At 46.6% G+C, this 23,828-nt stretch carries 26 protein-coding genes; 14 read left to right on the top strand and 12 right to left on the bottom strand.

What is annotated here, in order from left to right:
- Positions 1-61: 61 nt before the first annotated feature.
- Together VCHENC03_RS10705 and VCHENC03_RS10710 are read left to right on the top strand one after the other, a co-directional pair.
- A complete protein-coding gene (locus VCHENC03_RS10705) occupies positions 62-532 on the top strand; it encodes a GNAT family N-acetyltransferase (RefSeq protein ID WP_009706453.1) in 471 nt (156 codons plus the stop codon).
- An 89-nt stretch (positions 533-621) separates the two neighbouring features.
- Positions 622-1,080: a GNAT family N-acetyltransferase gene (locus tag VCHENC03_RS10710; RefSeq protein ID WP_009706452.1), complete on the top strand. Its 459-nt coding sequence runs from the start codon at positions 622-624 to the stop codon at positions 1,078-1,080.
- Positions 1,081-1,115: 35 nt separating this feature from the next.
- Here VCHENC03_RS10710 and VCHENC03_RS10715 read toward each other — a convergent pair whose 3' ends face one another.
- On the bottom strand, positions 1,116-1,628 hold the full coding sequence (locus VCHENC03_RS10715) for a DUF2799 domain-containing protein (RefSeq protein WP_009706451.1): 513 nt from the start codon (positions 1,626-1,628) through the stop codon (positions 1,116-1,118).
- A gap of 260 nt (positions 1,629-1,888) precedes the next feature.
- On the opposite strand from VCHENC03_RS10715, the gene VCHENC03_RS10720 reads away from it, so the two are divergent.
- From VCHENC03_RS10720 to VCHENC03_RS10735, 4 genes are all read left to right on the top strand, one after another.
- Positions 1,889-2,599 carry a response regulator gene (locus tag VCHENC03_RS10720; RefSeq protein WP_009706450.1) on the top strand — a complete coding sequence of 237 codons (711 nt, stop codon included), beginning with the start codon at positions 1,889-1,891 and terminating at the stop codon, positions 2,597-2,599.
- Positions 2,599-4,041, top strand: a complete 1,443-nt coding sequence (creC, locus tag VCHENC03_RS10725; RefSeq protein ID WP_009706449.1) for a two-component system sensor histidine kinase CreC — start codon at positions 2,599-2,601, stop codon at positions 4,039-4,041. The genes VCHENC03_RS10720 and creC overlap by 1 nt, the downstream gene beginning before the upstream one ends.
- 75 nt (positions 4,042-4,116) lie before the next feature.
- Positions 4,117-5,457 carry a cell envelope integrity protein CreD gene (gene creD, locus VCHENC03_RS10730; protein ID WP_009706448.1) on the top strand — a complete coding sequence of 447 codons (1,341 nt, stop codon included), beginning with the start codon at positions 4,117-4,119 and terminating at the stop codon, positions 5,455-5,457.
- Positions 5,444-5,872 carry a ribosomal maturation YjgA family protein gene (locus VCHENC03_RS10735; RefSeq protein WP_009706447.1) on the top strand — a complete coding sequence of 143 codons (429 nt, stop codon included), beginning with the start codon at positions 5,444-5,446 and terminating at the stop codon, positions 5,870-5,872. The genes creD and VCHENC03_RS10735 overlap by 14 nt, the downstream gene beginning before the upstream one ends.
- 240 nt (positions 5,873-6,112) lie before the next feature.
- Here the strand turns inward: VCHENC03_RS10735 and VCHENC03_RS10740 are convergent, their stop codons facing one another.
- Positions 6,113-6,787 carry a fructose-6-phosphate aldolase gene (locus VCHENC03_RS10740; protein ID WP_009706445.1) on the bottom strand — a complete coding sequence of 225 codons (675 nt, stop codon included), beginning with the start codon at positions 6,785-6,787 and terminating at the stop codon, positions 6,113-6,115.
- Between the two features lie 254 nt (positions 6,788-7,041).
- Between VCHENC03_RS10740 and VCHENC03_RS10745 the strand changes: the two genes are divergently transcribed.
- Both VCHENC03_RS10745 and VCHENC03_RS10750 read left to right on the top strand, forming a co-directional pair.
- Positions 7,042-7,983, top strand: a complete 942-nt coding sequence (locus VCHENC03_RS10745) for a glycyl-radical enzyme activating protein (RefSeq protein ID WP_009706444.1) — start codon at positions 7,042-7,044, stop codon at positions 7,981-7,983.
- A gap of 2 nt (positions 7,984-7,985) precedes the next feature.
- Positions 7,986-10,409 carry a formate C-acetyltransferase/glycerol dehydratase family glycyl radical enzyme gene (locus VCHENC03_RS10750; protein ID WP_009706443.1) on the top strand — a complete coding sequence of 808 codons (2,424 nt, stop codon included), beginning with the start codon at positions 7,986-7,988 and terminating at the stop codon, positions 10,407-10,409.
- A gap of 61 nt (positions 10,410-10,470) precedes the next feature.
- On the opposite strand, the gene VCHENC03_RS10755 is transcribed toward VCHENC03_RS10750, so the two are convergent.
- Positions 10,471-11,715 (bottom strand): dipeptidase, encoded by a 1,245-nt coding sequence (locus VCHENC03_RS10755; protein WP_009706442.1) that lies wholly within the window; start codon positions 11,713-11,715, stop codon positions 10,471-10,473.
- Between the two features lie 340 nt (positions 11,716-12,055).
- Between VCHENC03_RS10755 and VCHENC03_RS10760 the strand changes: the two genes are divergently transcribed.
- The gene (locus VCHENC03_RS10760; RefSeq protein ID WP_232310346.1) at positions 12,056-12,970 is read left to right on the top strand and encodes a helix-turn-helix transcriptional regulator; all 915 of its coding nucleotides are present in this window, start codon (positions 12,056-12,058) and stop codon (positions 12,968-12,970) included.
- Positions 12,971-12,972: 2 nt separating this feature from the next.
- On the opposite strand, the gene VCHENC03_RS10765 is transcribed toward VCHENC03_RS10760, so the two are convergent.
- Positions 12,973-13,878, bottom strand: coding sequence for a helix-turn-helix transcriptional regulator (locus tag VCHENC03_RS10765; protein ID WP_009706440.1), 906 nt, complete (start codon positions 13,876-13,878; stop codon positions 12,973-12,975).
- Between the two features lie 191 nt (positions 13,879-14,069).
- On the opposite strand from VCHENC03_RS10765, the gene VCHENC03_RS10770 reads away from it, so the two are divergent.
- The 5 genes from VCHENC03_RS10770 to VCHENC03_RS10790 all read left to right on the top strand — a co-directional run bounded on the left by VCHENC03_RS10770 (position 14,070) and on the right by VCHENC03_RS10790 (position 17,101).
- Complete coding sequence (locus VCHENC03_RS10770) at positions 14,070-15,044, top strand: alpha/beta hydrolase (protein ID WP_032802798.1); 975 nt, start codon at positions 14,070-14,072, stop codon at positions 15,042-15,044.
- A gap of 11 nt (positions 15,045-15,055) precedes the next feature.
- Positions 15,056-15,604: a nuclear transport factor 2 family protein gene (locus VCHENC03_RS10775; RefSeq protein ID WP_009706438.1), complete on the top strand. Its 549-nt coding sequence runs from the start codon at positions 15,056-15,058 to the stop codon at positions 15,602-15,604.
- A gap of 142 nt (positions 15,605-15,746) precedes the next feature.
- Positions 15,747-16,076, top strand: a complete 330-nt coding sequence (locus VCHENC03_RS10780; protein WP_009706437.1) for a hypothetical protein — start codon at positions 15,747-15,749, stop codon at positions 16,074-16,076.
- Between the two features lie 32 nt (positions 16,077-16,108).
- Entirely contained in the window at positions 16,109-16,573 is a 465-nt protein-coding gene (locus tag VCHENC03_RS10785) for an NUDIX domain-containing protein (RefSeq protein ID WP_009706436.1), read from the top strand.
- Positions 16,574-16,606: 33 nt separating this feature from the next.
- Positions 16,607-17,101 (top strand): GNAT family N-acetyltransferase, encoded by a 495-nt coding sequence (locus tag VCHENC03_RS10790; protein WP_009706435.1) that lies wholly within the window; start codon positions 16,607-16,609, stop codon positions 17,099-17,101.
- Between the two features lie 75 nt (positions 17,102-17,176).
- On the opposite strand, the gene cydX is transcribed toward VCHENC03_RS10790, so the two are convergent.
- The 8 genes from cydX to VCHENC03_RS10825 all read right to left on the bottom strand — a co-directional run bounded on the left by cydX (position 17,177) and on the right by VCHENC03_RS10825 (position 23,558).
- Positions 17,177-17,284, bottom strand: a complete 108-nt coding sequence (gene cydX, locus VCHENC03_RS26935; RefSeq protein ID WP_010453186.1) for a cytochrome bd-I oxidase subunit CydX — start codon at positions 17,282-17,284, stop codon at positions 17,177-17,179.
- A 10-nt stretch (positions 17,285-17,294) separates the two neighbouring features.
- The gene (cydB, locus tag VCHENC03_RS10795) at positions 17,295-18,431 is read right to left on the bottom strand and encodes a cytochrome d ubiquinol oxidase subunit II (protein ID WP_009706434.1); all 1,137 of its coding nucleotides are present in this window, start codon (positions 18,429-18,431) and stop codon (positions 17,295-17,297) included.
- A 9-nt stretch (positions 18,432-18,440) separates the two neighbouring features.
- Positions 18,441-20,036, bottom strand: coding sequence for a cytochrome ubiquinol oxidase subunit I (locus tag VCHENC03_RS10800; RefSeq protein ID WP_032802797.1), 1,596 nt, complete (start codon positions 20,034-20,036; stop codon positions 18,441-18,443).
- 87 nt (positions 20,037-20,123) lie between these two features.
- Complete coding sequence (locus tag VCHENC03_RS10805; RefSeq protein ID WP_005429408.1) at positions 20,124-20,723, bottom strand: HvfX family Cu-binding RiPP maturation protein; 600 nt, start codon at positions 20,721-20,723, stop codon at positions 20,124-20,126.
- Positions 20,720-21,451, bottom strand: a complete 732-nt coding sequence (locus VCHENC03_RS10810; protein ID WP_009706432.1) for an HvfC family peptide modification chaperone — start codon at positions 21,449-21,451, stop codon at positions 20,720-20,722. Before VCHENC03_RS10810 ends, VCHENC03_RS10805 begins: the two co-directional genes overlap by 4 nt.
- Positions 21,444-22,310, bottom strand: coding sequence for a DUF692 domain-containing protein (locus tag VCHENC03_RS10815; protein ID WP_009706431.1), 867 nt, complete (start codon positions 22,308-22,310; stop codon positions 21,444-21,446). The genes VCHENC03_RS10810 and VCHENC03_RS10815 overlap by 8 nt, the downstream gene beginning before the upstream one ends.
- Positions 22,298-22,612 carry a hypothetical protein gene (locus VCHENC03_RS10820; protein WP_005436274.1) on the bottom strand — a complete coding sequence of 105 codons (315 nt, stop codon included), beginning with the start codon at positions 22,610-22,612 and terminating at the stop codon, positions 22,298-22,300. Before VCHENC03_RS10820 ends, VCHENC03_RS10815 begins: the two co-directional genes overlap by 13 nt.
- Positions 22,602-23,558: an MBL fold metallo-hydrolase gene (locus tag VCHENC03_RS10825; RefSeq protein ID WP_005429413.1), complete on the bottom strand. Its 957-nt coding sequence runs from the start codon at positions 23,556-23,558 to the stop codon at positions 22,602-22,604. The genes VCHENC03_RS10820 and VCHENC03_RS10825 overlap by 11 nt, the downstream gene beginning before the upstream one ends.
- Positions 23,559-23,828 lie beyond the last annotated feature (270 nt).

The following is a 23,828-nucleotide window of genomic DNA, read 5'->3' as shown; positions in this document are numbered from 1 at the left end:
CAGGTTTTTCCATTTACGACATACCCTGTATGAAATGGGTATAAAAACAGCAAGGATGACTATGATTACCATTGAAAAGTACACGCCATGCCGTCATGAGCAAACCCTTGAGCTGCAAGTCTTAGAGGATCAAGTCCAATACACAGTCGCAAATATTCCAGAGTTATTGGGAAGTCTTAAACCGACAGAGCTAGCGCATTTGATCTTATTGGATGATCAAGTGGTCGGCTTTTTTGTCTTCGATGCGGGATACAGCGAGAACTACGATTTCTGTCCGGAAAAGAGTTTAGGCGTGCGTTGGTTGTTGTTGGATCATCGTCATCAAGGTAAAGGCATTGCCAAGCGAGCCATCAGCCAGTTTGCTGATTACGCTAAATTGCATTTTCCGAGCTTTGATTTTCTCTATTTGACGGTCAATTGCCGCAATGTACCGGCTTATCAGTGCTATTTGAAAGCAGGTTTTGAAGATACCAATGAACAGTATCATGGTGGACCAGTTGGGCCTCAACACATCATGCGCCAGCGGTTGTAAAAAGGCGGAGTAAAAGATTGTATCGGCTAAAGTTATGCAATAAATTCAATGCTATTGAATGAATAAGCACAAACGCTCAAGGACGATATGTGAACATTGAAGTCGACAATTTAGAAAGAACAGCAGTCATCGCATTGCTAGAAGAACATTTGCAAGACATGTACGCCACGTCGCCACCAGAGAGCGTGCATGCGTTAGATTTAGATAACCTCAAAGCACCAGAAGTGACATTTTGGACTGGATGGAAGGGTGAACAACTGCTTGGTTGTGCTGCGATTAAAGAATTGGATGGCCAACACGCGGAGCTGAAATCCATGCGCACCACGCCAGCGGCAAGAAACCAAGGTGTGGCGTCTCAATTATTGATTCATGTGATTGAGCAAGCGAAGCAAAAAGGCTTGCAGCGCTTGAGTTTAGAAACGGGCTCGATGGAATTTTTTAAACCTGCGCGCCTGTTGTATGAAAAGCATGGCTTTGTGTACTGCGAGCCGTTTGGTGACTATGAACTCGATCCAAACAGCCAATTCATGACCCTAGAACTGAGCTAGGGCCATTAATTTTTTAGAAGCTAAATCCAATCGATTTAGAAATTTAGATTCAAGTTGATGGTTGGCGACAAGAGGTCTGAGCGCTCGTCAGCCAATCGCTTTCTCTTCTCTTTCAGACGTTTGGCATTGTCTTTGTCTGGATTGCCATCAAGTTGATTATCGATGACCGAGATTTCAGTATCGATCTCTTGGATGCGTTGCTGGCGTTGATATTCTTGATGGCCTAACTGGTAGTTCTCAATGAACTCTTTGCTGCTGCACACACCGTAATATTCTTTGCCTTCGATACCGACAGTGTAACCATTGTCTGGTGAGCAATACTGGATAGTGCCTTTATCAAAACCTTCTTTCCATTTCGCTCGGTCTGGTGTCACGCCCGCTTCACCACAGTCTTCGGTATAGCTATTAATAACGTTTGGATCGTTGCCGTCTCGGCCATCTTGATAACCTACCTTGTACCAGTTCGCCGTCTTGCACTCATCCGGAGACATGCTGGCGCAACCAGAGAGCAAAGTGAGTAAAGCTAGGGGGATTAGCGCTCTTTTCATCAGTTACTGTCCTTTAAACAAAATCGAATTGATAACTCGAGTGTAAAATGAACACTGTTCATATCAATGGTTGAAATCATTGTATTCACAATTGTAGTGACTCATCAGTGTGAGTGATAAGTTCACCACGCTGAATGAGAGGGTGTTTGATTAATATTATTCACGGATTTTGCCTTTGTGGTATCAATCCGATAGCCTTTGCGCCAAAGTAAGTGAACAAGATGTGCATCTAAACAAGTATCGTCAGTGAGGTTAGAACATTGAGCGACCAATCAACCGTCGTCATTATTGAGGATGAATCTGCCATTGCAGAGAACCTGATTCATGTATTAGAGATGGATGGCTACCACGCAGAGTGGTTTGCAACGGCAGGAGAGGGCTTGGCCTTTTTGCAGCATAACTCTGCAGCGTTACTTGTGTTAGACGTAGGCTTACCGGATGGTAATGGGTTTGAATTGTGCAAAACCATCCGTGAGTTTTCTGATATTCCCATTATCTTTCTCACCGCAAGAAGCGATGAAATTGACCGTGTAGTGGGCTTGGAGATTGGCGCAGATGATTACGTGACTAAGCCATTTAGCCCGCGCGAAATGTTGGCTCGCATTAAACTTCGAATCAAAGCTAAAGCGCCAATGATAGAGCACAAACCAGAGCCTGTGGCTGTTCCAGAACAACCTCAATTGAGCCATGATTTGGTTGCGCAAAACTTCGACTATGGTGTGGGTGGGCAAATGCTTGGGCTGACCGCGGTCGAATTTAAGATCCTCGATAAACTGATTTCCGTCTCTTCCAATGTATTGAGTCGAGAGCAGCTCATGGTCGCTGCAGGCATGGCGCCAGAGGCTGCATATGAGCGCAATATCGATACCCACATCAAAGCCATTCGCCATAAGTTAAAGCCGTTTGAGATGTCTGAACGCATCTGTACCAAGCGTGGCTTTGGTTACTTCTACTGCATTAAAGGTGAATGATGAATCGCTGGCCGAAGATCCCTCTTGGACTCAGACTGTTTTTTCTCTACTTCATCTTAGTCGGGATGACGGCTTACATGGTGAGCAAAACGGTTGTCCAAGAACTTAAGCCAACCGTGCGTCAAACCACCGAAGAAACGCTGGTGGATATGGCGAACTTGCTTGCGGTATTGGCAGAAGAAGATGTTGCGAACGGAAAGTTGTCTGAGAGTCGCTTCTCCAAACTACTAGCGGCTTATGGGCAGCGAGAGCCTCAAGCGCGCATTTGGGAAATTGGCAAAAAAGCGATTAACCATCGAATTTACATCACCGACAAACAAGGCATTGTGATTGCGGATTCTTGGCAGCAAGACGTAGGCAAAGACTACTCGCAATGGAACGATGTGTATCTCACGTTGCGTGGTCAATACGGCGCGCGCAGTACCATCGAAGACCCGAAAGATCCACTCTCAACCGTTATGCATGTTGCTGCGCCCATTTACCACAAAGGTGAAATCATTGGCAGCGTGACGGTGGCAAAATCCAATCGCTCAGTACAACCCTTCATCGATCTTTCTAAACGCAATGTGCTGTTTTGGATGGTGTGGATGAGTGGTTTAGTGCTATTGGCAGGGGCATTGTTTGCTTGGCGAATTCACTCGGCACTGAACAAGCTAGAAGACTACGCAACCAAAATGGGTGAGGGCGAAAAGGTCTCTAAGCCGACATTTCGTATCTTCTATGAGTACGGTACGCTAAGCGACGCATTGGAGAAAATGCGCAACCAACTCGACGGCAAACAATATGTGGAAGAGTACGTACAGACGCTGACTCATGAGCTGAAAAGCCCGTTATCAGCGATTAAAGGCGCGAGTGAAATATTGCAAATGCCGTTGCCTGAAGAAAAGGTCACGCGCTTTGCTGGCAACATTGAGCGAGAAAGCGACCGCATGCAGTCATTGATTGATAAGTTGCTAGAACTTGCTCGTCTTGAAAAGCGCCCTGAGCTAGAGCAAGTCGAAGCTATCTCGCTAAAACAAATGGTCAATGAAGTGCTTGAATCGGCGGATGTGCGTTTGAGTGCTAAGTCGGTCACTGCCAACATTCAAATTGATGACCATCCCTCCGTGCTTGGTGATGCCTTCTTACTGAAACAAGCCGTTTTTAACCTGATGGACAATGCGCTGGATTTTGTTCATTCAGAGGGATGCATTGAATGGAAAACTGAGGTCGCGAAAGAAGAGGTGTGCCTGTCAATTTTCAATTCAGGCCCTCACATTCCCGACTATGCAATGCCTCGTTTAACCGAGCGCTTCTACTCCCTCGCCAGGGAAAATGGTGTTAAGAGCACTGGGCTCGGGCTGAATTTTGTTGAGCAAGTGACCAAGCTACACAAAGGTAAGTTGCAAGTAGAAAACGTCGATTCTGGCGTGAAAGTGACCCTGATTTTACCAACTCCATAGAAACTCCACATTAGCTCCATTCGTTCTCCAAATTGCTGATTTAGATTACTCCCATCAGCAAATGGAGAATGAAACATGAAAAAGATCCTCAATAACCAACTCGGCACGAAGTTCGCCTTCGTGCTGTTTTTGTTTGTTTTACTGCAAATCCCGCTTTCAATGGTCACAGGGCTGATCTCAGAACGCTCATATCGCCAAGATGAAGTCAGAAATGACATCGCACGCAGCAGCAGTGGCGAACAGCGCATCATTGGTCCATTCATCATGGTTAACTACACCGAAACCAGTTACCGAGATGACAAAGTACAGATTAAAGAGCGTCGTAAATTCCTCCTACCTAGCACTTTTGATATGAGCGCGAATCTGGACAGTTTTGAAAAGTACCGAGGCATTTACCGTGCGCGTTTATACAAAGTACAAGTGGCACTGAAAGGCACTTTTGATGCAGACGATCTCGCGGCGTTGCTGGGGCTTGATATTGAAAACATGAGCCTAGTCGTTGGCATTGAAGACAGCCGTGGATTGATTCGTTTGGATGACATGACCATGGCGAGCTCTGATATCGAAGTCGCACCGGGAACGGGGTTAAATCAGTTACCACAAGGCTTCCACAGTGATCTGACACTTGCAGACCTAAACCCAGCACAACCTTTGGCATTCGATCTTAACTTCTTGCTACAAGGGATGGGACAGCTTCAAGTCACACCAATTGGCAGTCAAACAACGGTTGAACTCTCTTCAACTTGGGCGCATCCAAGCTTTATCGGTGATTACTTACCAGTGTCATCAGAAGTATCTGAAGATGGATTTAACGCACAGTGGGCGAGCAACAACTTCTCTACCAATATTGCGCAGCTGTTCCAAAGCTGTTTGTCATCGAATCACGCTTGTCACGAGCTTGAACAGCGACAAATGGGCGTAGATTTGATTGATCCCGTGGACCACTATTTGAAATCTCACCGAGCTGTGAACTATTCACTTTTGGTTATCACATTAGTATTTGCGAGTTTCTTCTTACTGGAGCTGTTCCAAGCGCGTCCGGTTCACCCAGTACAATACGGTTTTATTGGTCTGGCTTTAGCGCTTTTCTATCTGTTGCTGATTTCGATGAGTGAACACCTCGGCTTCAACTGGGCATATGTGGTGTCGGCAGTTGCATCGACCGGGCTTTTAAGTGTGTACGTGAGCGGTATGTTGAGCAACACCAAGCACGGGGCGATATTCGGAGCGTGTTTACTTACTCTCTACGGATTACTGTTTGGCTTGCTACAAGCAGAAAGCTACGCATTGGTGATGGGGACATTACTGTGCTTCGCGATTTTGAGCTTCACTATGGTCATTACACGCAACATCGACTGGTACGCACGAAATAAGAAAGCAGAAGAAAGTGCAAAGGCGAATCATGAAGATATTTAAGCGAGCAATTCTCACTGCTAAGCCAAGCGATATGGTGGAAGAGACGTCCGCTATCCACCTGCGATTTTCTGCAAAAAATGGACTCAAAAGCTTGGTGTGTTTTATCACATTGGTCGTTATTGCGCTCTATGTTCGAGACAGCTTTATTCGTCCGACATTTGGTGATGTTCTGGTTGTGGTTTGGCTCTACTACTTTCTTGCAAGCTTGTTCTCCATGCCCGTTAACTGGCTGGTTTCACTGGTGGTGTTGATTGCGTTTGCCGTCGAGTTGGGGCAATTGCTTCAGGTCGCAGCTTGGCTTGGTATCGAATCTTCATCGCCTCTGGCAGTGATTTTGGGCGCCACATTTGATTGGAAAGATCTGCTGGCTTACTGCATCGGAGGTCTACTGTGTTGGTGGATAGAAAAGAAATGAAGACCGAGATGAAAGCCATTGCGCTACCAGACCGACTCCGCTATTCCAAACGAGGTATTCGTAAGAGGTTCAAAATTAGTTTACTCAAGCGCGTGTACCTTTGGTCACTGACCAATAGAGAACTGCTGTAAACCTCACCTCTTTATCTGAAATACAAAAGGGAATCTTAAACTCACCGGCGCACAGGGTGAGTTAAGGTTCCCTTTATTGTTAACTAAGAAGTTTAGCTGCTACTTTTAATCAGCTTTCAAATGAAAGTTTCTCGCCGAACGTCTCTTTCCAGTCTTTATCGAACTGCTCAACCGCCGGTTTTACTGCTGGATGTGCGAACATTTGTGCCGCCACATCAGTTGGCAATGTAATGGCTTCGATGCCCAGTTTCATCACCTCCATCGCTTGTTGAGTATTCTTGAAACTGGCTGCCAAAATCTTCGCTGGTAGTTGGTTTTGATCGAGCAACAATTGAAGATCTGCGACCACTTCAACACCGTTGCCGTTCATCGCATCAATGCGGTTTACGTAAGGTGCTAGATAGTCTGCACCGCACAGTGCTGCAAGGAAACCTTGTTGAGCTGAATAGATAGCGGTGGCAAGAACCTGAATTCCCTCTTTTTTCATTAGCTTAATTGCTGCTAAGCCGGTTTCTGTTGCTGGCACTTTTACCACCATATCGTAAGGCAATTCATTCAGTTGGCGCGCTTCTGCCAGCATACCTTCGACGGTTGAACTCACAACTTGAGCATGAAAGCGAGGTGTACCACCAAGTGCTTCTTGCATGCCTGCTAGGGTTTCATTCAGTCCCTGTTTTGACTTCGCCAAAATGCTTGGGTTTGTGGTCACGCCTTTTAGCGGTAGGCACTGGTTAAAGCGTTTTACTTCTGCCACATCAGCAGTATCTAAATAAAGTTCAATCATGGTTTCTACCTTAAACAAAATCTTCGTTTTGATGATGGGATCACTATAGATCTGACAATCGAACGAGATCTTGATTTTGATCAATTGAAATTTCATTTGAAACTATAATAATTTCATTAAATGAAAGTTAAGTGAAACTTGTAAACGCTCAAATGAAGCTTTCAGTTCGAACAAAGAAAAGTCGCTGATAAGACTTAACCAGCAAGAAACGGATTAAGTACACAGCGGTAGCACAGACCAAGAGGCAAGCAGAGATGTATTTCAATATTCAACGATTCTCTACCCATGATGGCGATGGCATTCGTTCCATTCTTTTTCTTAAAGGATGCAGCTTGTCTTGCCCTTGGTGTCAAAACCCAGAAAGCCGCAGCGAAAAGCATTCACTCTTATTTGATCAGCGAAGTTGTATGGAAGGTTGCCAGCTGTGCGTTTCTGCTTATCAAGCCACAACTCAATCTACAGCGGGTAGTGAAATGATGGGTGATGGTATTCAACGCATCGACAACCAGATCATCATCAATCGCAAAGCCATCAAAGAAGACCAACTGATCGCGCTGCGAGACGTCTGTCCTACGCAAGCACTGACTGTCTGCGGTGAAGAGGCGAAATCAGACATGTTGTTCGACACCTTAATGAAAGACAAACCTTTCTATGACCAAAGCCAAGGTGGCGTGACATTCTCCGGTGGTGAGCCACTCATGCAAGCCGATTTGGTGGCAGAACTCGCACAACGTCTGCATGACAACCAAGTCTCTACCGCTATTGAATCGTGCATGCATGTTCCGTGGAAGAACGTTGAAAAAGCCGCGCCGTATATTGATTGCTGGTTGGCGGATTTAAAACACACCGATGAAGAGAAGTTTCTTAGCTGGGCGAAAGGTTCACTAAAACGCATCAAAGACAATTTCCGAAAACTGGCACCTATCGCGAAACGCATTGTGATTCGCGTTCCCGTTGTGCCGGGGTTCAATGACACCATCGAAGAGTTGAAAGACATCATCGATTTTGCGGCTTCACTAGAAAGCTGCCAAGAACTTCACTTGCTGCCGTACCACACGCTCGGCATCAATAAATACCGTTTGCTCGATATGCCTTACGAGTGTTCTGACAAGCCATTAAACAAACCAGAACTGCTAGAAAGCGCCATGCAATACGCAAGCGAAAACACCCAACTTAACGTGATTGTAAGAGGTTAACTATGGACCTGAATTACCTTCCTGAGCGTATCAAAGCGCACAAATCGGCACTGGTAAATATCGTAACGCCACCTGTCTGTACCGAGCGTGCAGAGGCATACACTCGTGCTTATCAAGCGAACGAAGACAAACCTGTAATTGTCCAACGTGCGCTAGCACTGCAAGAGCACTTACGCACTCGTACGATTTGGATTAAGCATGATGAGTTAATCGTCGGTAACCAAGCGAGCAAAGTACGCGCTGCGCCTATTTTCCCAGAATACACTGTACGTTGGATTGAAGCGGAAATTGATGAGCTAGCCGACCGTCCTGGTGCAGGCTTTGCGGTTACTGAAGAAGATAAGCAAAGCATCCACAGCATCACACCGTACTGGCGCGGTAAAACCGTTCAAGACCGTTGTTATGGTTTGTTTACTGATGAACAGCAAGAGATCTTAGCCAGCACCATCATTAAAGCTGAAGGCAACATGACTTCGGGTGACGCGCACCTAGCGGTGGACAACGAGAAAATCTTGAAGCTAGGCATGAACGGTTTGCTAGAGGATGTTCGTCAGCACCGTGCTAACAATGATGTTTCGACCTTTGAAGGCTTGAAGAAAGAGCAGTTCTACAAATCGGTCGAAATTGTACTGCTTGCCATTCAAGACCACATGGTGAGCTACGCTGAATTAGCAGCAAAAATGGCGCTAGAAGAGACGCGCCCGCTGCGCAAAGCTGAATTAGAAAGCATTGCGGCAAACTGTCGTCATGTCGCGAGCCACGCACCAGAAAACTTCTGGCAAGCACTGCAGTTGAGCTATTTCGTTCAGTTGATGCTACAAATCGAATCGAATGGTCACTCGGTTTCTTTCGGTCGTATGGACCAATTCCTCAACGAATTTTATGTTCGTGATATCGAAAATGGCACGATTGAGAAAGACTTTGCATTAGAGCTTTTACAAAGCTGTTGGTTGAAGCTGCTTGAAGTAAACAAGATTCGCTCTGGTGCTCACTCGAAAGCATCGGCAGGTTCTCCGCTGTATCAAAACGTGTGTATCGGCGGTCAGAAGTTGAATGAAAAGGGTGAGCCTGAAGACGCAGTGAATCCTCTTTCTTGGGCGATTCTGGAATCTTGTGGTCAGTTGCGTTCGACGCAACCTAACTTGAGTGTGCGTTACCACGAAGGTTTGAACCAAGAGTTCTTAATGGGTTGTATCGAAGTGATTAAATGCGGCTTCGGTATGCCAGCGTTCAACAACGATGAGATTGTTATTCCTGAATTCATCAAGCTTGGCGTAGAGAAAGAAGACGCTTACAACTACGCATCTATCGGCTGTATCGAGACGGCGGTTCCGGGCAAATGGGGTTACCGTTGTACGGGTATGAGCTTCATTAACTTCGCTCGTATCCTGCTCGCTTCATTGAACGAAGGTGTGGATGCAACAACGGGTAAAGCCTTCTTGCCGCACGATAAGTCATTAGCAAAAGGTAACTTTGAGAACTTTGAGCAAGTGACGGCTTCTTGGGCAGAGCAAATCCGCTACTACACCCGTAAATCGATTGAGATTGATACGGTAGTGGACAGCGTGCTTGAACAGCAGGCACAAGACATCTTCTGTTCAACGCTGGTGGATGACTGTTTGGCTCGCGGTAAAACCGTGAAAGAGGGTGGTGCGAAATACGATTGGGTATCTGGCTTACAAGTCGGTATCGCAAACTTAGGTAATAGCCTAGCAGCTATCAAGCACCTTGTTTTCGATGATGCGCAAATCACCCAACCAGAGTTGGCAAAAGCATTGGCAGAAGATTTCGACGGCATGGAGAACGAGCAGCTTCGCCAACGTCTTATCAACTTTGCACCAAAATACGGTAACGATGATGACGCAGTAGACCAACTACTGGCAGACGCGTACCAAGTGTACATTGATGAGCTAGAGCAGTTCGTTAATACGCGTCATGGGCGTGGTCCAATTGGCGGAGGTTACTACGCAGGTACATCAAGTATCTCGGCAAACGTCCCATTTGGCGCTTCAACTATGGCAACGCCAGATGGTCGTAAAGCGAAAACGCCATTGGCAGAAGGCGCAAGCCCGTCATCTGGCTCAGACCGTTTAGGTCCAACGGCAGTGTACAACTCGGTCGGTAAGATCCAAGCGAATAAGATCCTTGGTGGCGTGCTGCTTAACCAGAAATTAAGCCCTGCGGCAGTTGAGTCTGAAGGGGATAAGCTCAAGCTATCTATGTTGATTCGCACCTTCTTCAACCACCACAAAGGTTGGCACGTGCAGTACAACATCGTTTCTCGTGAGACCTTGCTGGCTGCGAAGAAGAACCCGGAGCAATATCGTGATCTTGTTGTGCGAGTTGCAGGCTACTCAGCCTTCTTCACCGCGCTATCACCAGATGCTCAAGACGACATCATCGCACGTACCGAGCACGAGCTATAAGTACACTGACTAACTAAAACAAAAGGCACCGGTTGGTGCCTTTTTGCGTTTTGGAATGAGTTTATTTACCCATATGCTCGTGGCGCATTTTTGTTAGCATTTCCAAGCGTTTTGAATACTGCTCTTGGAAGGCTTTTGGGTCAACGCCTTCAGAAACTTGGGCGTATACTCGCATCTTGTTACCGCCGTAAATCTTCGCTAGGTCTTCGTTGCTATAGCCTCGTGCCCATAAGTCATCAGTAATTGCGGCTAAGATCTTGGATAGTTCGCCGTTGCCTGTTGCACCCTTGTTGAAGGCGTCAATCATGTAGCCGCCATCGTCATACATCTTGGCGTTTTTCATCGCAAAATCGACCACGCCCTTTGTGGAGAACATGTCATCGGTAGCGATACCAACATGGTCAACACCAACCAATTTCACATAGTAATCAATCATATCCGCTGCCTGCTTTGGCGAAATGTCCTCAGGCCATACACCATCCATCATCCACTCGGTAAAGGTTGGTGATACGTAACCGCCTGACTTCGCTGCACGAATTGCCTCATCATCAGGGATTGCACGATAACAGCCTTTTGGTGTCGCATCGGGTTCACTCTTATACAAACCCGCAGGGACTGAGTGAGAGTAGATAAATGGCGTTCCAGCATGATTCTTTTCCATGTAATCCATCGCATCATTGGCGGTCTTGGAACCGGTATGGCTCAAGTCCAGAATTACACGGTATTTCACCATCTCATCGATCACCGATTGGCCCCAAGGCGTTAAGCCAATATCGCGACCATTGTAGGCCGCTAATTGACCTGAACCGGTACGGAAAATATCGTTGTACGCCAAGATCATGCTTTTCAAACCCATGTCTTTAAGCAGCGCCATACGAGTCACGTCTTCTTCCAAAATGGTGGCAGTTTGGCTATTCCAAAGAACGGCGGTTTTGCCCTCTACGTGCGCTTTCTCAATGTCTTGGTTGGAATGGGCAACAATAAAATTGTCTGGTTCTTTCGCCATGGCTGCACGGTGTTTGTGGTGGTGGAAAATGAAGTCATCAAAGTTATGGTCAGCCGCAGTAATCGTGTATTCATGACCAGTAATGCCGTTATCGCGTGCTAATTGGAAGTAATCGAGAAGTTGTTGATCATCTGTCCAACCAGCACCATAAGGGCTTGCTAGCATGCCAATCACAATGGTGTCTTGAACAAAGGCTTTTGCTTTGTCTGAGGCTGGCCACGTTTTGCTTTCTACGCTGGCGTAAGCGGAGCCCATTGATACGGCGATAGTGATTGCTGCCAATGACATTTTCTTGATCATAGTAACCTCTCAATAGTGAGTGTAAGTCCGTTTATTTTGATGGGTGCATCTAGCGTTTAGAGATGGCTTTTGTCGTGAACAGTTTAATTCAACTAATTGAATATTAGTCAAAACTCACGTTCTTGCTGCCAATCTCTAAGCGATAACGGAAACTTGATGTGAAATACGATCTATGGCTCAAATTTTTTGCCTTAGCTTCACTCAAGCGATGTGGTTATCTTAGCCAGTTAGGAATCTGAAAATGTGCATTTTGCGCCACGTGTTCTATCTTTTGAAAAGCCAGTCAAGTAACGTCAGAAGTCGTGTAATGAAAAGAGACGTGTTGAACCTAGGAGAAGGTGTGAGTCATTCCATCCCATTGATTAGAAAAACAATCGTGTATGATTTTCTTGGTCAGTTAGCTCTGGAGCCTACAGCACTGGCGCAACTGCAAGAGCAAGCCGACATGCCATTTGCGCTAGACACTTCAACGGCTGAGTTCATTCCTTTCCATGCCTTTTCTCGGTTGCTATCCGGGTTGAGGCAGCACTTAGGTGCAACGGTATTTGTCTCTTCATTACAACGTATCGCGAAGCACGCGAGTATTAATTTGAAGTTCAATCAAGCCACGCCGGAAAACGTCTTCACGAGCTTAGGTCTAAGAGCCTTGAGCTTAGAAACGACAGCTCATTTCACTCGTGTAGAAGCTCATGCTAGTGCTTTTGAGCAAATAGAAGCCGAGCTTTTTCTAACGGTTTATCTTCATGCGTATATGAAAGCTTGGTACCCAAATCTGCAAGAGCCGAGCGCTTATTATCTGCTTCACCCGCAAGGCCAACCCTTAACTGAGCTCCAAATCAGAAACGATATTCCGCAGTTTCTTGGTCAAGAACACTTAGCGTTGGAGTATCCCGCTTTAGAAGGGATCGATAGCATAAATGTATGCGCGGAAGACAAGCCTTTTGCTTACTATGTTGAGCAAGCTTTGTCTGCGTATGTAGGGCGAGTTGATATGTGTTTGGAAGTGTTTAGCGAGTTAATTGGCATTTCAAAGCGCACGGTGCAGCGTAGTTTGAAGCAAGAAGGCACCAGTTTTCGAGAGGTAAAAGAGGCGCTCAACTTTACCTTTGCCAAACGCGTTTTGATTCAAAGAAACAGTGCCGTTGGAGATATTGCTGTGCACTTGGGATACGCTGATGCCACTCAGTTTGTGCGTGCCTTTAAACGCGCGAATGGCATCACCCCTTTGCAGTGGAAGAAAGCTAACCAACCTTAAGATTAGCTTTCTTGTTGTTTAACGAATTGCCCCGGTGTCATGCCGAAATGGTTTTTGAAGGCACGAGTAAAGTGGGATTGGTCATTAAAGCCAAGCTCGTGCGCCGTTAAAGCGATATTAACTGAGCCAGAAGAGAGTGCCACTCGTGCTTGCTCCAAACGCTTATTCATCAGGTACTGATAAGGCGTTACGCCGATAAGCTTTTTGAATTCCCTCAGAAAGTAAAACTTACTACACCCAAGCAAGTCTGCAAGGTCATCAACCGCGATGTTGTTGCCGATGTTTTCTTCGATGTATTGGTCAATCTTATCGACTTGGTGTTGGTCGAACTTAGAGGCAGCAAGCTGGTTGTTCTTAAGGTCAAAGTAGTTGGAGTAGTTTTGAATGTAGTGGGTTGCAAGGAGTGAAACCAAGTTATTGAGGTAGATTTTGCCATTTCGTCCTTTGGCTTTCGCTTCCAACATAAACAGTTCAATGATGCCTTTGATGGTCTCATCCAACACGTTGTAGTTGTTCAAAAATTGCAGCTCAATTCCCTCTAAATTGAGCGGGCAGTGTGAGAAAAACTCTTGCTCTTCAATCGCCAAAATCACGAAGTAACAAGGCTCTGCCACATCATGGGTAAACGGGGTTTTAGGCGGGTTAATCCAAATGTTGCCCGGGCTGGTTTTCAGATCGGCGAACGTGCCATCTTTTTCGACGCTCCAATTCAAATCTTTTTCTAGTGCCAGTGCAAAGTAGAAGTATGGGGTGTAGACATTCTTCGGATAAAAATAAGGGGACGTGCCTTTTTCTACCAATACGCCCGGCCAATCTAATCCATGGTTTGAAAACTCAATATCCAGCACGTCGCCACAGCTTGATAGCGCATTAGATTCAGAGTCATAAAACTTAAGCTCGGACTTCATTTTCTTTCCTTTGTTCTCTTCCACTTGCTAGCTGAAATTAGCCGAGTTTTGCACATTTCGTCAACTCATTGAGGGGGCAACAAAGTACAAAAACTTGGGCAGGAATGTTCAATCTTCTCTCGCGGTGCAGCGCTAATCTATACCCAAGTTAGCCGGACAGCTTAGGCAAAACATAAGACAGAGAGGATGCCATGTTTAAGAAATCGCTTTTACTACTATTAGGTAGTTTGCCGTTTACCACCTTTGCTCACTCAGTTTCTGCAAATGACAACAACATGAACTTAGCTTTAGAGGACACCACCATGAAACACATCGAACTCAATACTCAAGTTGGTCAACTAGCTGCAAACCTTTACCTACCAAAAGGTGCGAAAAATGCCCCAGTTGTTATCGTGACGGGTGCGTGGACAGCAGTGAAAGAGCAGATGCCGGCGGTTTATGCTCAAGCATTGGCAGAGCGAGGTTACGCTGCATTGACTTTTGATTTCCGTGGTTGGGGTGAAAGCAAAGACCAAGTGATGTACTTAGAAGATCCTGCACGTAAAACCGCAGACATTCGTGCAGTGATTGAAGCGGTGAGTCAACTCGATGGCGTTGATGCAACACGCATCGGTGGTTTGGGTATCTGTGCATCGGCGGGCTACATGCTAGATGCGGTTGCCGGTAATGACAAAGTAAAAGCCGCGGCAGTGGTTGCTCCTTGGCTGCACGATAAAGCGATGGCGACTGAAATTTACGGTGGCGAAGAAAGCGCGAAAAACTTACTCGCAGCAGCGGAAGAAGCTGCACGCTCAGCGACTCCGGTTTACATCGAAGCGGCAAGCACAACCAATGAGAACGCATTGATGTTCCAAGCGCCTTACTACACGGAGACTGACCGCGGTTTGATTCCTGAATATGACAACCAATACAACGTTGCATCATGGACTGGTTGGTTGAACTACGACGCTCAAGCAAGTGCAGCAACACAAGATAAACCAGTGCTAATGGTGGCATCTGAAGCCATGGCTCTGCCTGCTGGTGCGCATCGTTACATTGAGAATGCTGGTAGCAACGTTAACGCAGTATGGCTATACGACATCAATCAATTCGATTTCTATGACCAACCAGAAGCGGTAAAACTGGCTGTCGATGAAGTTGTAGAGCACTTCGAAGCGAACCTATAAGGAATCACGTGATGAAGCTTAAACAACTGTGGTTACTGTTTATCGGAGTGATTGCCATGAATGTGAATGCTCAAACCATGTCTTTGGACGAAGCGAAAATTCGTAGCAACATTAACAGCTTCTCGGCTTTGGCAGACCAAGGCGCATTTGAATACTTAGGTCGATTGTTCGCTCCAGAATTGACGGTGGATTACACCACGCTGTTTGGCGGTGAAGCCCAACAAGTCAAACGCCAAGATTTAATGCAGCAGTGGGCGGGATTCCTGCCTGGGTTTGATGCGACATTTCATGACTTGAGCAATCTGAACGTCTCTATTGATGGCGATAAGGCGAGTGCGATAGTGGATTTCACCGCAAGTCATTGGCTCGGTGAAGAGGGTTTCTGGGCAGTTTCGGGTGAATACGAGTTTGGGTTGCAACGAGCAGGCGATAACTGGCAAATCACCTCAGTGAAACTGAATCGAAAAGCAGAGCAGGGCAGCCGAGATGTCTTGGCAGAAGCGCCTAAGCATGCGGCGCAAAACCTAAAAGCGCGCGAAGCACTGAAAGTGACATACTAATAAACGCGTCAGAGCGTCACAAAGGCACCAATTGGTGCCTTTTCTGTTTGAGCTTTATCGTGTTTGGCAACATAACCATTTGATTAATTGAGTGGTTTAAATAGGGTAGGAGAAAGTTTCAAAAAGAAGGGTAGAAGAACGGATGTTTTTACTCGTCGCAGTTTTTGCTGGTTTGGCAGCATTAGTTTGGTTTTTCCGAGAAGGCCAATCCATCGGTTTGCACCGCATTCTTGGTACGCTTTATTTCATTGCTTATACCGTGGTGTATTTGTACGTCCCGCCATTCCTTGAAATGGGGCATCAATACATTGCTAAAACCTACGAACTCATTCCCATCGTTTGTTACTACTTCATCTTGCAACCAGATCCAGAAAAAGCCAGTGCAGAGCAAAAAGCGAAGATCTTTTTCGCATGGTGCGGCTTAATTTTTATTACCTGCTTCTTGTTGTATTTCAAAATGAACATCTGGTGAGAAACTAAAACATTTGAGTTCAAGGAAGATAAATGAGTGCCAGTCACTACGTAAAAGAGCTACGCAGCAAAGTAGGTAATCAAGTGTTAATGATTCCGGGCGTTGCCGCTGTGATCCTCAATCAAAGAAACCAACTTCTATTGCAAAAGAAATCTGATGGCAGTTGGAGTTTACCTGCAGGCATGATTGAGCCAGCCGAATCACCTTCGCAAGCCGTGATTCGAGAAGTCAGAGAAGAAACCGGACTCAAGGTTAAAGTTGAACGTGTGCTCGGTATTTTCGGTGGAGAAGGATTTGGTTTTACTTATCCAAACGGCGACCAAGTCGAATACACCGTTGTCTTGTTAAAGTGTCTGCAAACAGGTCACTTTGAAGAACAGTTAGATGACGAGACTAGCGAGCTGGCTTGGTTCTCGAAAACAGATATGCCGACACTTGCTTTGCCTTATCCTCTTGAGTGCTTATTTGCAGAAAACATCGAGCCATTGGTTTCGTAACGGATGCTCACTCAAACTAACACAAGGAAGAAAATGCAAGTAGTTAAAGCCAACCTCAGCCATTTAGAAGCATTTGAGCAGTATGTTGAGAAGTGTGCTCAGGTGGGAATGGAAATGTACGTCGCTGCCCAAAGCGACAGCGAAGCGCTGCTGAAAAAACGAATTGGATACGCGAAAGGCGAAGGTTTGCCGGAAGGTTGGACGCCGTCTTCGACATACTTCTGTATCGAGGAAGAGGTGATACTTGGTTCGATTCGAGTTCGTGACGGTAATAACGACTACCTTGAAAATGTGATTGGGCACATTGGTTACGAAACTGCGCCAGATGCGCAAGGCAAAGGCATCGCTACATTCATGTTGAACTGGGTGAAAGCCGAGGTTCTTGAAGGCAGCGCTATCGTCACTTGTGATATGAACAATACCGCATCAAGACGCGTGATCGAAAAGGCGGGTGGCGAGTTTCTCAATACATTTTATTCAGAGCAAGACCAATACGAAGTGCGCCGCTATCGATTGTCGGCAGAGTAAACTCATTGATATGAACAAACGCCCTCGTGATTGAGGGCGTTTGTTATTGGGAATGCTCCGTTCTGACGTGAGAGGTTAGAACTCTTCCTCTTCAAAGCGTCCAGTGTTCTCTAGCCATAAACCATTGATGACACCAAAGGCGCAGGCGAGTAATACGCCAAGTACCCAACACATGTACCACATACTTGCCTCCTTAATAGAGCGATGAGCTGTTGCTGCGGATGTAGTTGTTATCCAAACGTCCGAACATTTTGTAGTAACACCATGCGGTGTAGCCCAGAATCACAGGTACAACGATGATGGCAACGACAGAGATAATTCCGAGCGTTTTCTCACTCGATGTCGCATCCCATAACGTTAAGCTGTGCGATGGGTTTATGCTTGATGGCATGATCATCGGGAACAAGGTGACGCCTGCCGTTAAGATGATGCAAGCAATCGCAATGCTCGACATAGTGAACGCCACCCCAGCACGGCGAGAGACCGTTGCCCAAAAGCACACGAGTAAGCTCGTTACTGCAGTGAATGGAATCAGCCAAAGTTGCGGCATTTCGCTGAAGTTATGCAATAAATCACCCGCGATGCTCACCACTTGTTTGTTGAGTGGGTTTGAAATGCCATCTTTAAGCATTGCTCCGATGATGATGTAACCCGATTGAGATGCCGCGAACAAACCGCCAAACATAAATAGCAACATGGTTGCCCCCGCGCCCCACAACGTGATGTTTTGTGCTCGTGTGCGTAGCTCATGTTTGGTTTTCATTTGAAGGAAAGCTGCACCTTGTGTCACCACCATGGTCAAGCTCACCAAGCCACACAGAATTGGGAATGGAGTAAGCAAGTCAAAGAACCCACCTTGATAATCCAACATCAATAGGTTGTTTAACTCGAACGGCACACCGACTAACAAGTTACCGAAACCAACCCCAAAGATAATCGGTGGAATCACACCGCTGATGAACAAGGCGATATCACATGCGTTGCGCCATTGCGGATTATCGATTTTAGCTCGGTAATCCATACCGATAGGACGCAACCAAAGGGATGCTAGCACTAACAGCATGGCAATGTAGAAGCCGGAGAACGCTGCGGCGTATACCAAGGGCCATATCGCGAAGATGGCACCGCCTGCGGTAATTAGCCAAACTTGGTTGCCGTCCCAGTGTGGCGCGATAGCGTTAAGCATTACGCGACGTTCGAGGTTCTTTTTCCCCATAACTGGGAGCAGCGCGGCCACCCCCATATCGAATCCGTCAGTGATGGTGAAACCAATCAACAGCACACCAACGATCGCCCAAGTAAATAGGCGTAGGTTTTCGTAATCAAACATAGTGCCTCCTTAGTGCTGATCAATCAGTTTGAATGTGTCGGATTGTTTGTCTTTTTCGTTGTTCTCTTCATGGTGATAGCGACCCGTTTTAAGCACGCTTGGTCCACGTTTGGCAAACTTCACCATCAAGAACATTTCTACAATCAAGAACGCTGTGTAGAGCACATAAACAAAGCCGAGCGAAATCCAAATGTCACTTGGTGCGAGGTTAGATACTGCCATATTGACCGGAAGCACCTCACCAATTGCCCATGGTTGGCGCCCATATTCGGCAACGAACCAACCTGCTTCACAAGCTATGAAAGGCAATGGAATCGCCCATAGTGTCGCTCTCAATAACCAAGGGCTCGAACCCAATTTTCTGCGGCAGACTTGGACGAAAGACAAACCGATAATGGCGAACATCAATACCCCACAAGCCACCATGATTCGGAAGCTCCAGAACAGAGGTGCTACTTGAGGAATCGTGTCTTGCGCCGCTTGCTTGATTTGACTTTCAGTCGCGTCGGTGACGTTCTCGGTGTATTTCTTCAAGAGCAGACCGTAGCCGAGATCTTTCTTCATCTCATCGAATTGAGCGATGTTTTCTGGGCTGTCGTTACCTGCGCGAAGTTCCTCTAGCATGCCGTAAGCTTGGATACCATCGCGGATACGATCTTCGTTCTGTGCCATCAGGTCGCGTAAGCCCATCACTGGTTCATCCAGCGAGCGAGTTGCGATGATCCCCATTAGATATGGAATCTTAATGGCGTAGTCGGTTTCCATGGTTTCTTGGTTTGGTAAGCCAAATAGCGTGAACGAGGCGGGTGCTTCTTCGGTGTGCCATTCGGACTCAATTGCCGCCAGTTTTACCTGTTGCACGTCACCAAGCTCGTAACCCGATTCGTCACCTAGCATCAATGTCGACACAATCGCGGCCATGCCAAATGCGGACGCCACCGCAAATGAACGGCGAGCGAAAGAGATATCTCGACCTTTGAGTAAGTAGTAAGCACTGATGCCCATCACAAACAAAGCACCTGTGGTGTAACCGGCAGCCACGGTATGAACAAATTTCACTTGCGTGACGGGGTTAAACACCACATCAGCAAAGTTGATCATCTCCATTCGCATGGTTTGGTAATTGAATTCTGCGCCGACTGGGTTTTGCATCCAGCCATTCGCCATCAAAATCCACAACCCAGAGAAGTTAGAACCTAGCGCTGTCAGCCAAGTGACCGACAAGTGTTGGCGTTTTGATAATCGATCCCAACCGAAGAAGAACATACCAACTAAGGTGGATTCGAGGAAGAAGGCAATTAAGGCTTCGATGGCGAGCGGTGCCCCGAAAATATCGCCCACATAGTGAGAGTAATAAGCCCAGTTGGTACCAAATTGAAACTCCATGGTAAGACCGGTCGCGACGCCCACGGCGAAGTTAATCCCGAATAATTTACCCCAGAACTTGGTCATGTCCTTGTAGATGGTTTTTCCCGTCATGACGTACAAAGACTCCATAACGGCCAGTAAGAAAGACAAACCTATGGTCAGTGGGACGAATATAAAATGATAGAGTGCGGTACTAGCGAACTGAAACCGCGACAGATCAACGACATCTGCAAACATAAGGACTCCTTCCCGCTACCAGAGTAGCGGGTTAGATAAGGTTATTATTGGTCTGTTTAATTAAGCGTTAAAGCTTGGGTGCTTGAATTATGCTTTTGCTGGTGTGCGAGAGAAAGGTTTTCTCAACCAGTAATCCAAGCTTACGTAGCGACCACCGCCGTAGAAGAACAGCACCAGCAACATCACAAAGTAGGTCGCTGCGAACTCCATACCGTTGTTGAGCATTACTGGGTCACCCAATTCGGTGATGTAGTTGTATCGACCTGGGAAGTTGGTTGCTAACCATTCAATAAAGCCGTTCAAACGTACCGTTGCTTCCATGCCGCCAGTGGCGATGGCATCCCAACCGTGTTTCCAGTGCACCATTGCGCTCGCAACACTCATCAAGAAAATCATCGGAATCGACATCACTCGGGTAAATAAACCCAAAGCGATACAAATACAGCCAAGCACTTCCGTACCAGCGGCAAGAAACGCTAACAACTCGGGAAATGGTAAGTTCAAACCACCATCTGCGGTGGACGCGCCAAACCACGCGACGGTGCCAGAGAAGCCCAGCACCTTAGAGCGAGCGCCAACAAAAATGACCGGAATGAGGTAGAGACGAATCGCAAGCAACGCTAAGTAATCGTATCTTTTGCATTTCTCGACGAGACCGTCGAACCAATTGAGGGCTGACTTAATCATAATTTTTCTCCTGAAGGGCGGACGCTGACGAGTCCTAGTTCACTGAAGTGTTGAGCCCACTCCATGAAACTGAATCTGGCGAGTTGCTGAGCAAGCATTTGTTGTAGTTGCGCCAGAGTCAGGTTTGGTTGCTGTTGTAATAGCTGAATCAATGCGACATCCACTTCTCTGAGCTTTTGCGATATCACATGATGCTGTGAGTTCCGAAACACGCCATAAAACACAGGGTGACGCCTGTCAGTTAAGAAGGTCACGGAGTCTTGATGCAACAAGAAAGGCACTTCGACCAGCTTTAATGTTGGGTTGAGTTGCAGCACTTGGTTCTCTTCGAATATCGGATTCGGTGAAGAAGTGAATGCCGCGACTAAGGTGTCAATCTCTACATTGAACGCCACCCATTCATATTCCAACAACGCCATCTGATCGGCAGAGATGAAGCTGGAATCTTGATGCGCTTTCTGTTGCAAAAATTGAACAAACTCGGTGGCAATATGGTGAAATTCAGGCTCGGATGCACCATGCATCACCACAAAGTCATCCACCATGCGCTCAAGTTGTTCATCAGCGAACTGCGAAGAAAATAGAGGGAACGTATTCGCAACGACACCCAAGATGTTGTCGCGGATAAATTCGCTATATCGACACAGCGCATGCTGATTCATAGGCGTGCGAATCAGAGCCGTTAGGGACTCGGTTTGCGCGCACATTTTGCTCGGAGGATTAAGCATTGAGCACCTCCTTACACAACACTTCGAGTGTTTGGCTGAAATCCAAGATCTCACCATGAATGCTGCGAAGCTCTTCAGCCAGAACAAGCAGCGAAGGCACATTGTGGTCGCGCTCAAGAAGCAAAGGCTTGCTGCCATGCACCGAGTAGGTGTAACGAGCCAGATCAATCACTTCATCAGGCACTGGTTTGCCATGGGTATCGAGTAAGAAGTCATCACGCTCTTTCAGGTGACCCGCAATGTGGTAATACCGAATCGCATCGCTTGGTAAAGTGCTGAGCATGTCGTACGGGCAGAAATGATGATTTCGGCTGTTTACGAACACATTATTGATGTCGATAAGCAGCTCACATCCACTGCGCTCGCTCACTTCAGCGATAAACTCGCCCTCTGGCATTTCATGTCCGTAATCGTGGTAGTAAGAGATATTCTCTAACGCTAATGGGCGCTGAATAATGTCTTGCACGCGTTGAATGCGTTCGACCAAATACGGAATGTTCTCTTTGTGTCGAGGGATCGGAAGCAGTTCATACAAATAGCCCTGATTGTCTCTAGAGAAACTCAGATGTTCGCTATAGATGTCGATATTAAATTCATCGAGAAAGCGTGCGACGTCTCGTACAAAAGACTCGTTTATCGGCTGGCAATCACCAATCGATAAGCTCAAGCCATGAGCGACAAGAGGATAATGTTTAGCAATGTCTTGTAGCTGTTCACGTTTCAAGCCGCCAATATTCATCCAGTTTTCCGGTGCTAATTCGAGGAAATCGATATCTGGGTGCTCGGGCAACTGACACAGCAAATCAACGTGTTCACTGCGCAGCCCAATCCCTTTTGATGTATCGGTTATTGTCCGCATACCCCACCTGTGATTTTGCTTTTGGTTAATTTGATGGTTTCTGCCGAAGGGTTAATGCCTTCACCTGTCACACCACATTTACCGTCTCGGGCGCGTACCAAGCGGCCTTGCGGATCATCTTTTAACTCTTGTTTCTCAAAGCGTTTCTCTGTACCACATTTACCAGCCGCACACTTACCGCCATGTTGAGAGCTGGATTGAGCTTCAACGGGAGCCTCGGTGGGTGCATCGGCAAACGCCATGCCTGAGTTCAAAGTAATGACAGACGTCATCGCGATAGATAGAGCGAGTTTATTGTTCATGAGACATCTCCTTCGCTGCGCTCATTGGGTAGCTAGATAAGTCGTGACCAGCGATAACTTGACCGTGGTAGTACTCTTTGACGATCTTGATGGAAGCGGGTTTGAGTTTTAGACCTAAGCCCATCCAGTGGTTAAGCACCAAGAGTTTTGGATTTACTTCTGCGGCGATCTTGCCGACAACCGATGGCTTAGCGTGCATAAATGACGAGACTTCGTCGGCTTCTTCGTGAATTGCCAATGGCATCAATAAAATGTCGGCACCTTTAGCGAAGTCGATGAAGTCAGGGTTACTGCCGTTTTGGTCGGCGGAAATCACCATTACGCCTTCGGCACTTTCGATTCGGAAAGCGAGACAAGGTACGTCACCGTGTGGGATGCCGAGAGCGTAAATGGTTAACCCATCTTGCTCGTACACCTTGGTGCCTTGGGAAGTTTTGTATGGCACATCAGTAATGGTGACTGGGAACAAGCCATCGCTGCCATCAAATAAACCGTTCAGATATGCGTAAGCGCCTTCATCACCGTCGAAAAGCGCTTTCATGTAACCGGTTAAGCTAGGAAATGCAGAGCCTGCTTCTGGGCCTGCGATATCAAGGGGATCTTGACGGTCAAAGAAGTAGCCACCTTTTAATAAGGCAGGAACGTCGGCGACGTGGTCGGTGTGGAAGTGGCTTAAACCAAGGAAGTCTAAGTCTTCCAGTTTGCCTCCCGCTTGGCCAAAACGCAGATAAACACCACCACCGGCATCGATCATCACGCGTGATTTTCCTTTCCACCAAATCAGTTCACCAGACGATGCACGAAGGTCATCAGAGATTGGTCCACCGGATCCGAGTAGCTGCAAAGTAAAATCTTTTTCGAGCGGTTCGACAGTTAATGCGTAACAGTTGGCTGCACCTAAGGATAACCCTAGAGCCAGCACTAACGCTTTTAAAGGCTGTTTCATATTGAATACCTATGAGTTTGATTTTTCTTATTTATTTTCTTTGGGTGAGCATCCAAAGAAGTGTTGAAGAGGCAGGAAAAACGATTTGTTTTTGATGTCCGTCAAAGCACGGGAATAAGATATCCAATATGAATGGTTAATTATATCTAGTAATTTTAAAGTTTCGTTCAGGTAAATTGAACGTTATTGGTTTGAGCTGAACAAGCATCAGAATGTAAAAAGGCACCGCAAAGGGTGCCTTTTGTTTGTGTTTTGCAAGAACAATCAGGG

Source organism: Vibrio sp. HENC-03 (assembly GCF_000305755.2).
Classification (GTDB): Bacteria; Pseudomonadota; Gammaproteobacteria; order Enterobacterales; family Vibrionaceae; genus Vibrio; species Vibrio owensii.
This window is presented reverse-complemented; position numbering and strand designations above follow the sequence as displayed.

Bases quoted from the DNA above. Each gene is read 5' to 3' on its own strand.
- VCHENC03_RS10705 (WP_009706453.1), top strand. From the start codon at position 62: ATGATTACCATTGAAAAGTACACGCCATGCCGTCATGAGCAAACCCTT.
- VCHENC03_RS10715 (WP_009706451.1), bottom strand. From the start codon at position 1,628: ATGAAAAGAGCGCTAATCCCCCTAGCTTTACTCACTTTGCTCTCTGGT.
- creC (WP_009706449.1), top strand. From the start codon at position 2,599: ATGAATCGCTGGCCGAAGATCCCTCTTGGACTCAGACTGTTTTTTCTC.
- creD (WP_009706448.1), top strand. From the start codon at position 4,117: ATGAAAAAGATCCTCAATAACCAACTCGGCACGAAGTTCGCCTTCGTG.
- VCHENC03_RS10735 (WP_009706447.1), top strand. From the start codon at position 5,444: ATGAAGATATTTAAGCGAGCAATTCTCACTGCTAAGCCAAGCGATATG.
- VCHENC03_RS10740 (WP_009706445.1), bottom strand. From the start codon at position 6,787: ATGATTGAACTTTATTTAGATACTGCTGATGTGGCAGAAGTAAAACGC.
- VCHENC03_RS10745 (WP_009706444.1), top strand. From the start codon at position 7,042: ATGTATTTCAATATTCAACGATTCTCTACCCATGATGGCGATGGCATT.
- VCHENC03_RS10750 (WP_009706443.1), top strand. From the start codon at position 7,986: ATGGACCTGAATTACCTTCCTGAGCGTATCAAAGCGCACAAATCGGCA.
- VCHENC03_RS10755 (WP_009706442.1), bottom strand. From the start codon at position 11,715: ATGATCAAGAAAATGTCATTGGCAGCAATCACTATCGCCGTATCAATG.
- VCHENC03_RS10765 (WP_009706440.1), bottom strand. From the start codon at position 13,878: ATGAAGTCCGAGCTTAAGTTTTATGACTCTGAATCTAATGCGCTATCA.
- VCHENC03_RS10770 (WP_032802798.1), top strand. From the start codon at position 14,070: ATGTTTAAGAAATCGCTTTTACTACTATTAGGTAGTTTGCCGTTTACC.
- VCHENC03_RS10775 (WP_009706438.1), top strand. From the start codon at position 15,056: ATGAAGCTTAAACAACTGTGGTTACTGTTTATCGGAGTGATTGCCATG.
- VCHENC03_RS10780 (WP_009706437.1), top strand. From the start codon at position 15,747: ATGTTTTTACTCGTCGCAGTTTTTGCTGGTTTGGCAGCATTAGTTTGG.
- VCHENC03_RS10785 (WP_009706436.1), top strand. From the start codon at position 16,109: ATGAGTGCCAGTCACTACGTAAAAGAGCTACGCAGCAAAGTAGGTAAT.
- VCHENC03_RS10790 (WP_009706435.1), top strand. From the start codon at position 16,607: ATGCAAGTAGTTAAAGCCAACCTCAGCCATTTAGAAGCATTTGAGCAG.
- cydX (WP_010453186.1), bottom strand. From the start codon at position 17,284: ATGTGGTACATGTGTTGGGTACTTGGCGTATTACTCGCCTGCGCCTTT.
- cydB (WP_009706434.1), bottom strand. From the start codon at position 18,431: ATGTTTGATTACGAAAACCTACGCCTATTTACTTGGGCGATCGTTGGT.
- VCHENC03_RS10800 (WP_032802797.1), bottom strand. From the start codon at position 20,036: ATGTTTGCAGATGTCGTTGATCTGTCGCGGTTTCAGTTCGCTAGTACC.
- VCHENC03_RS10805 (WP_005429408.1), bottom strand. From the start codon at position 20,723: ATGATTAAGTCAGCCCTCAATTGGTTCGACGGTCTCGTCGAGAAATGC.
- VCHENC03_RS10810 (WP_009706432.1), bottom strand. From the start codon at position 21,451: ATGCTTAATCCTCCGAGCAAAATGTGCGCGCAAACCGAGTCCCTAACG.
- VCHENC03_RS10815 (WP_009706431.1), bottom strand. From the start codon at position 22,310: ATGCGGACAATAACCGATACATCAAAAGGGATTGGGCTGCGCAGTGAA.
- VCHENC03_RS10820 (WP_005436274.1), bottom strand. From the start codon at position 22,612: ATGAACAATAAACTCGCTCTATCTATCGCGATGACGTCTGTCATTACT.
- VCHENC03_RS10825 (WP_005429413.1), bottom strand. From the start codon at position 23,558: ATGAAACAGCCTTTAAAAGCGTTAGTGCTGGCTCTAGGGTTATCCTTA.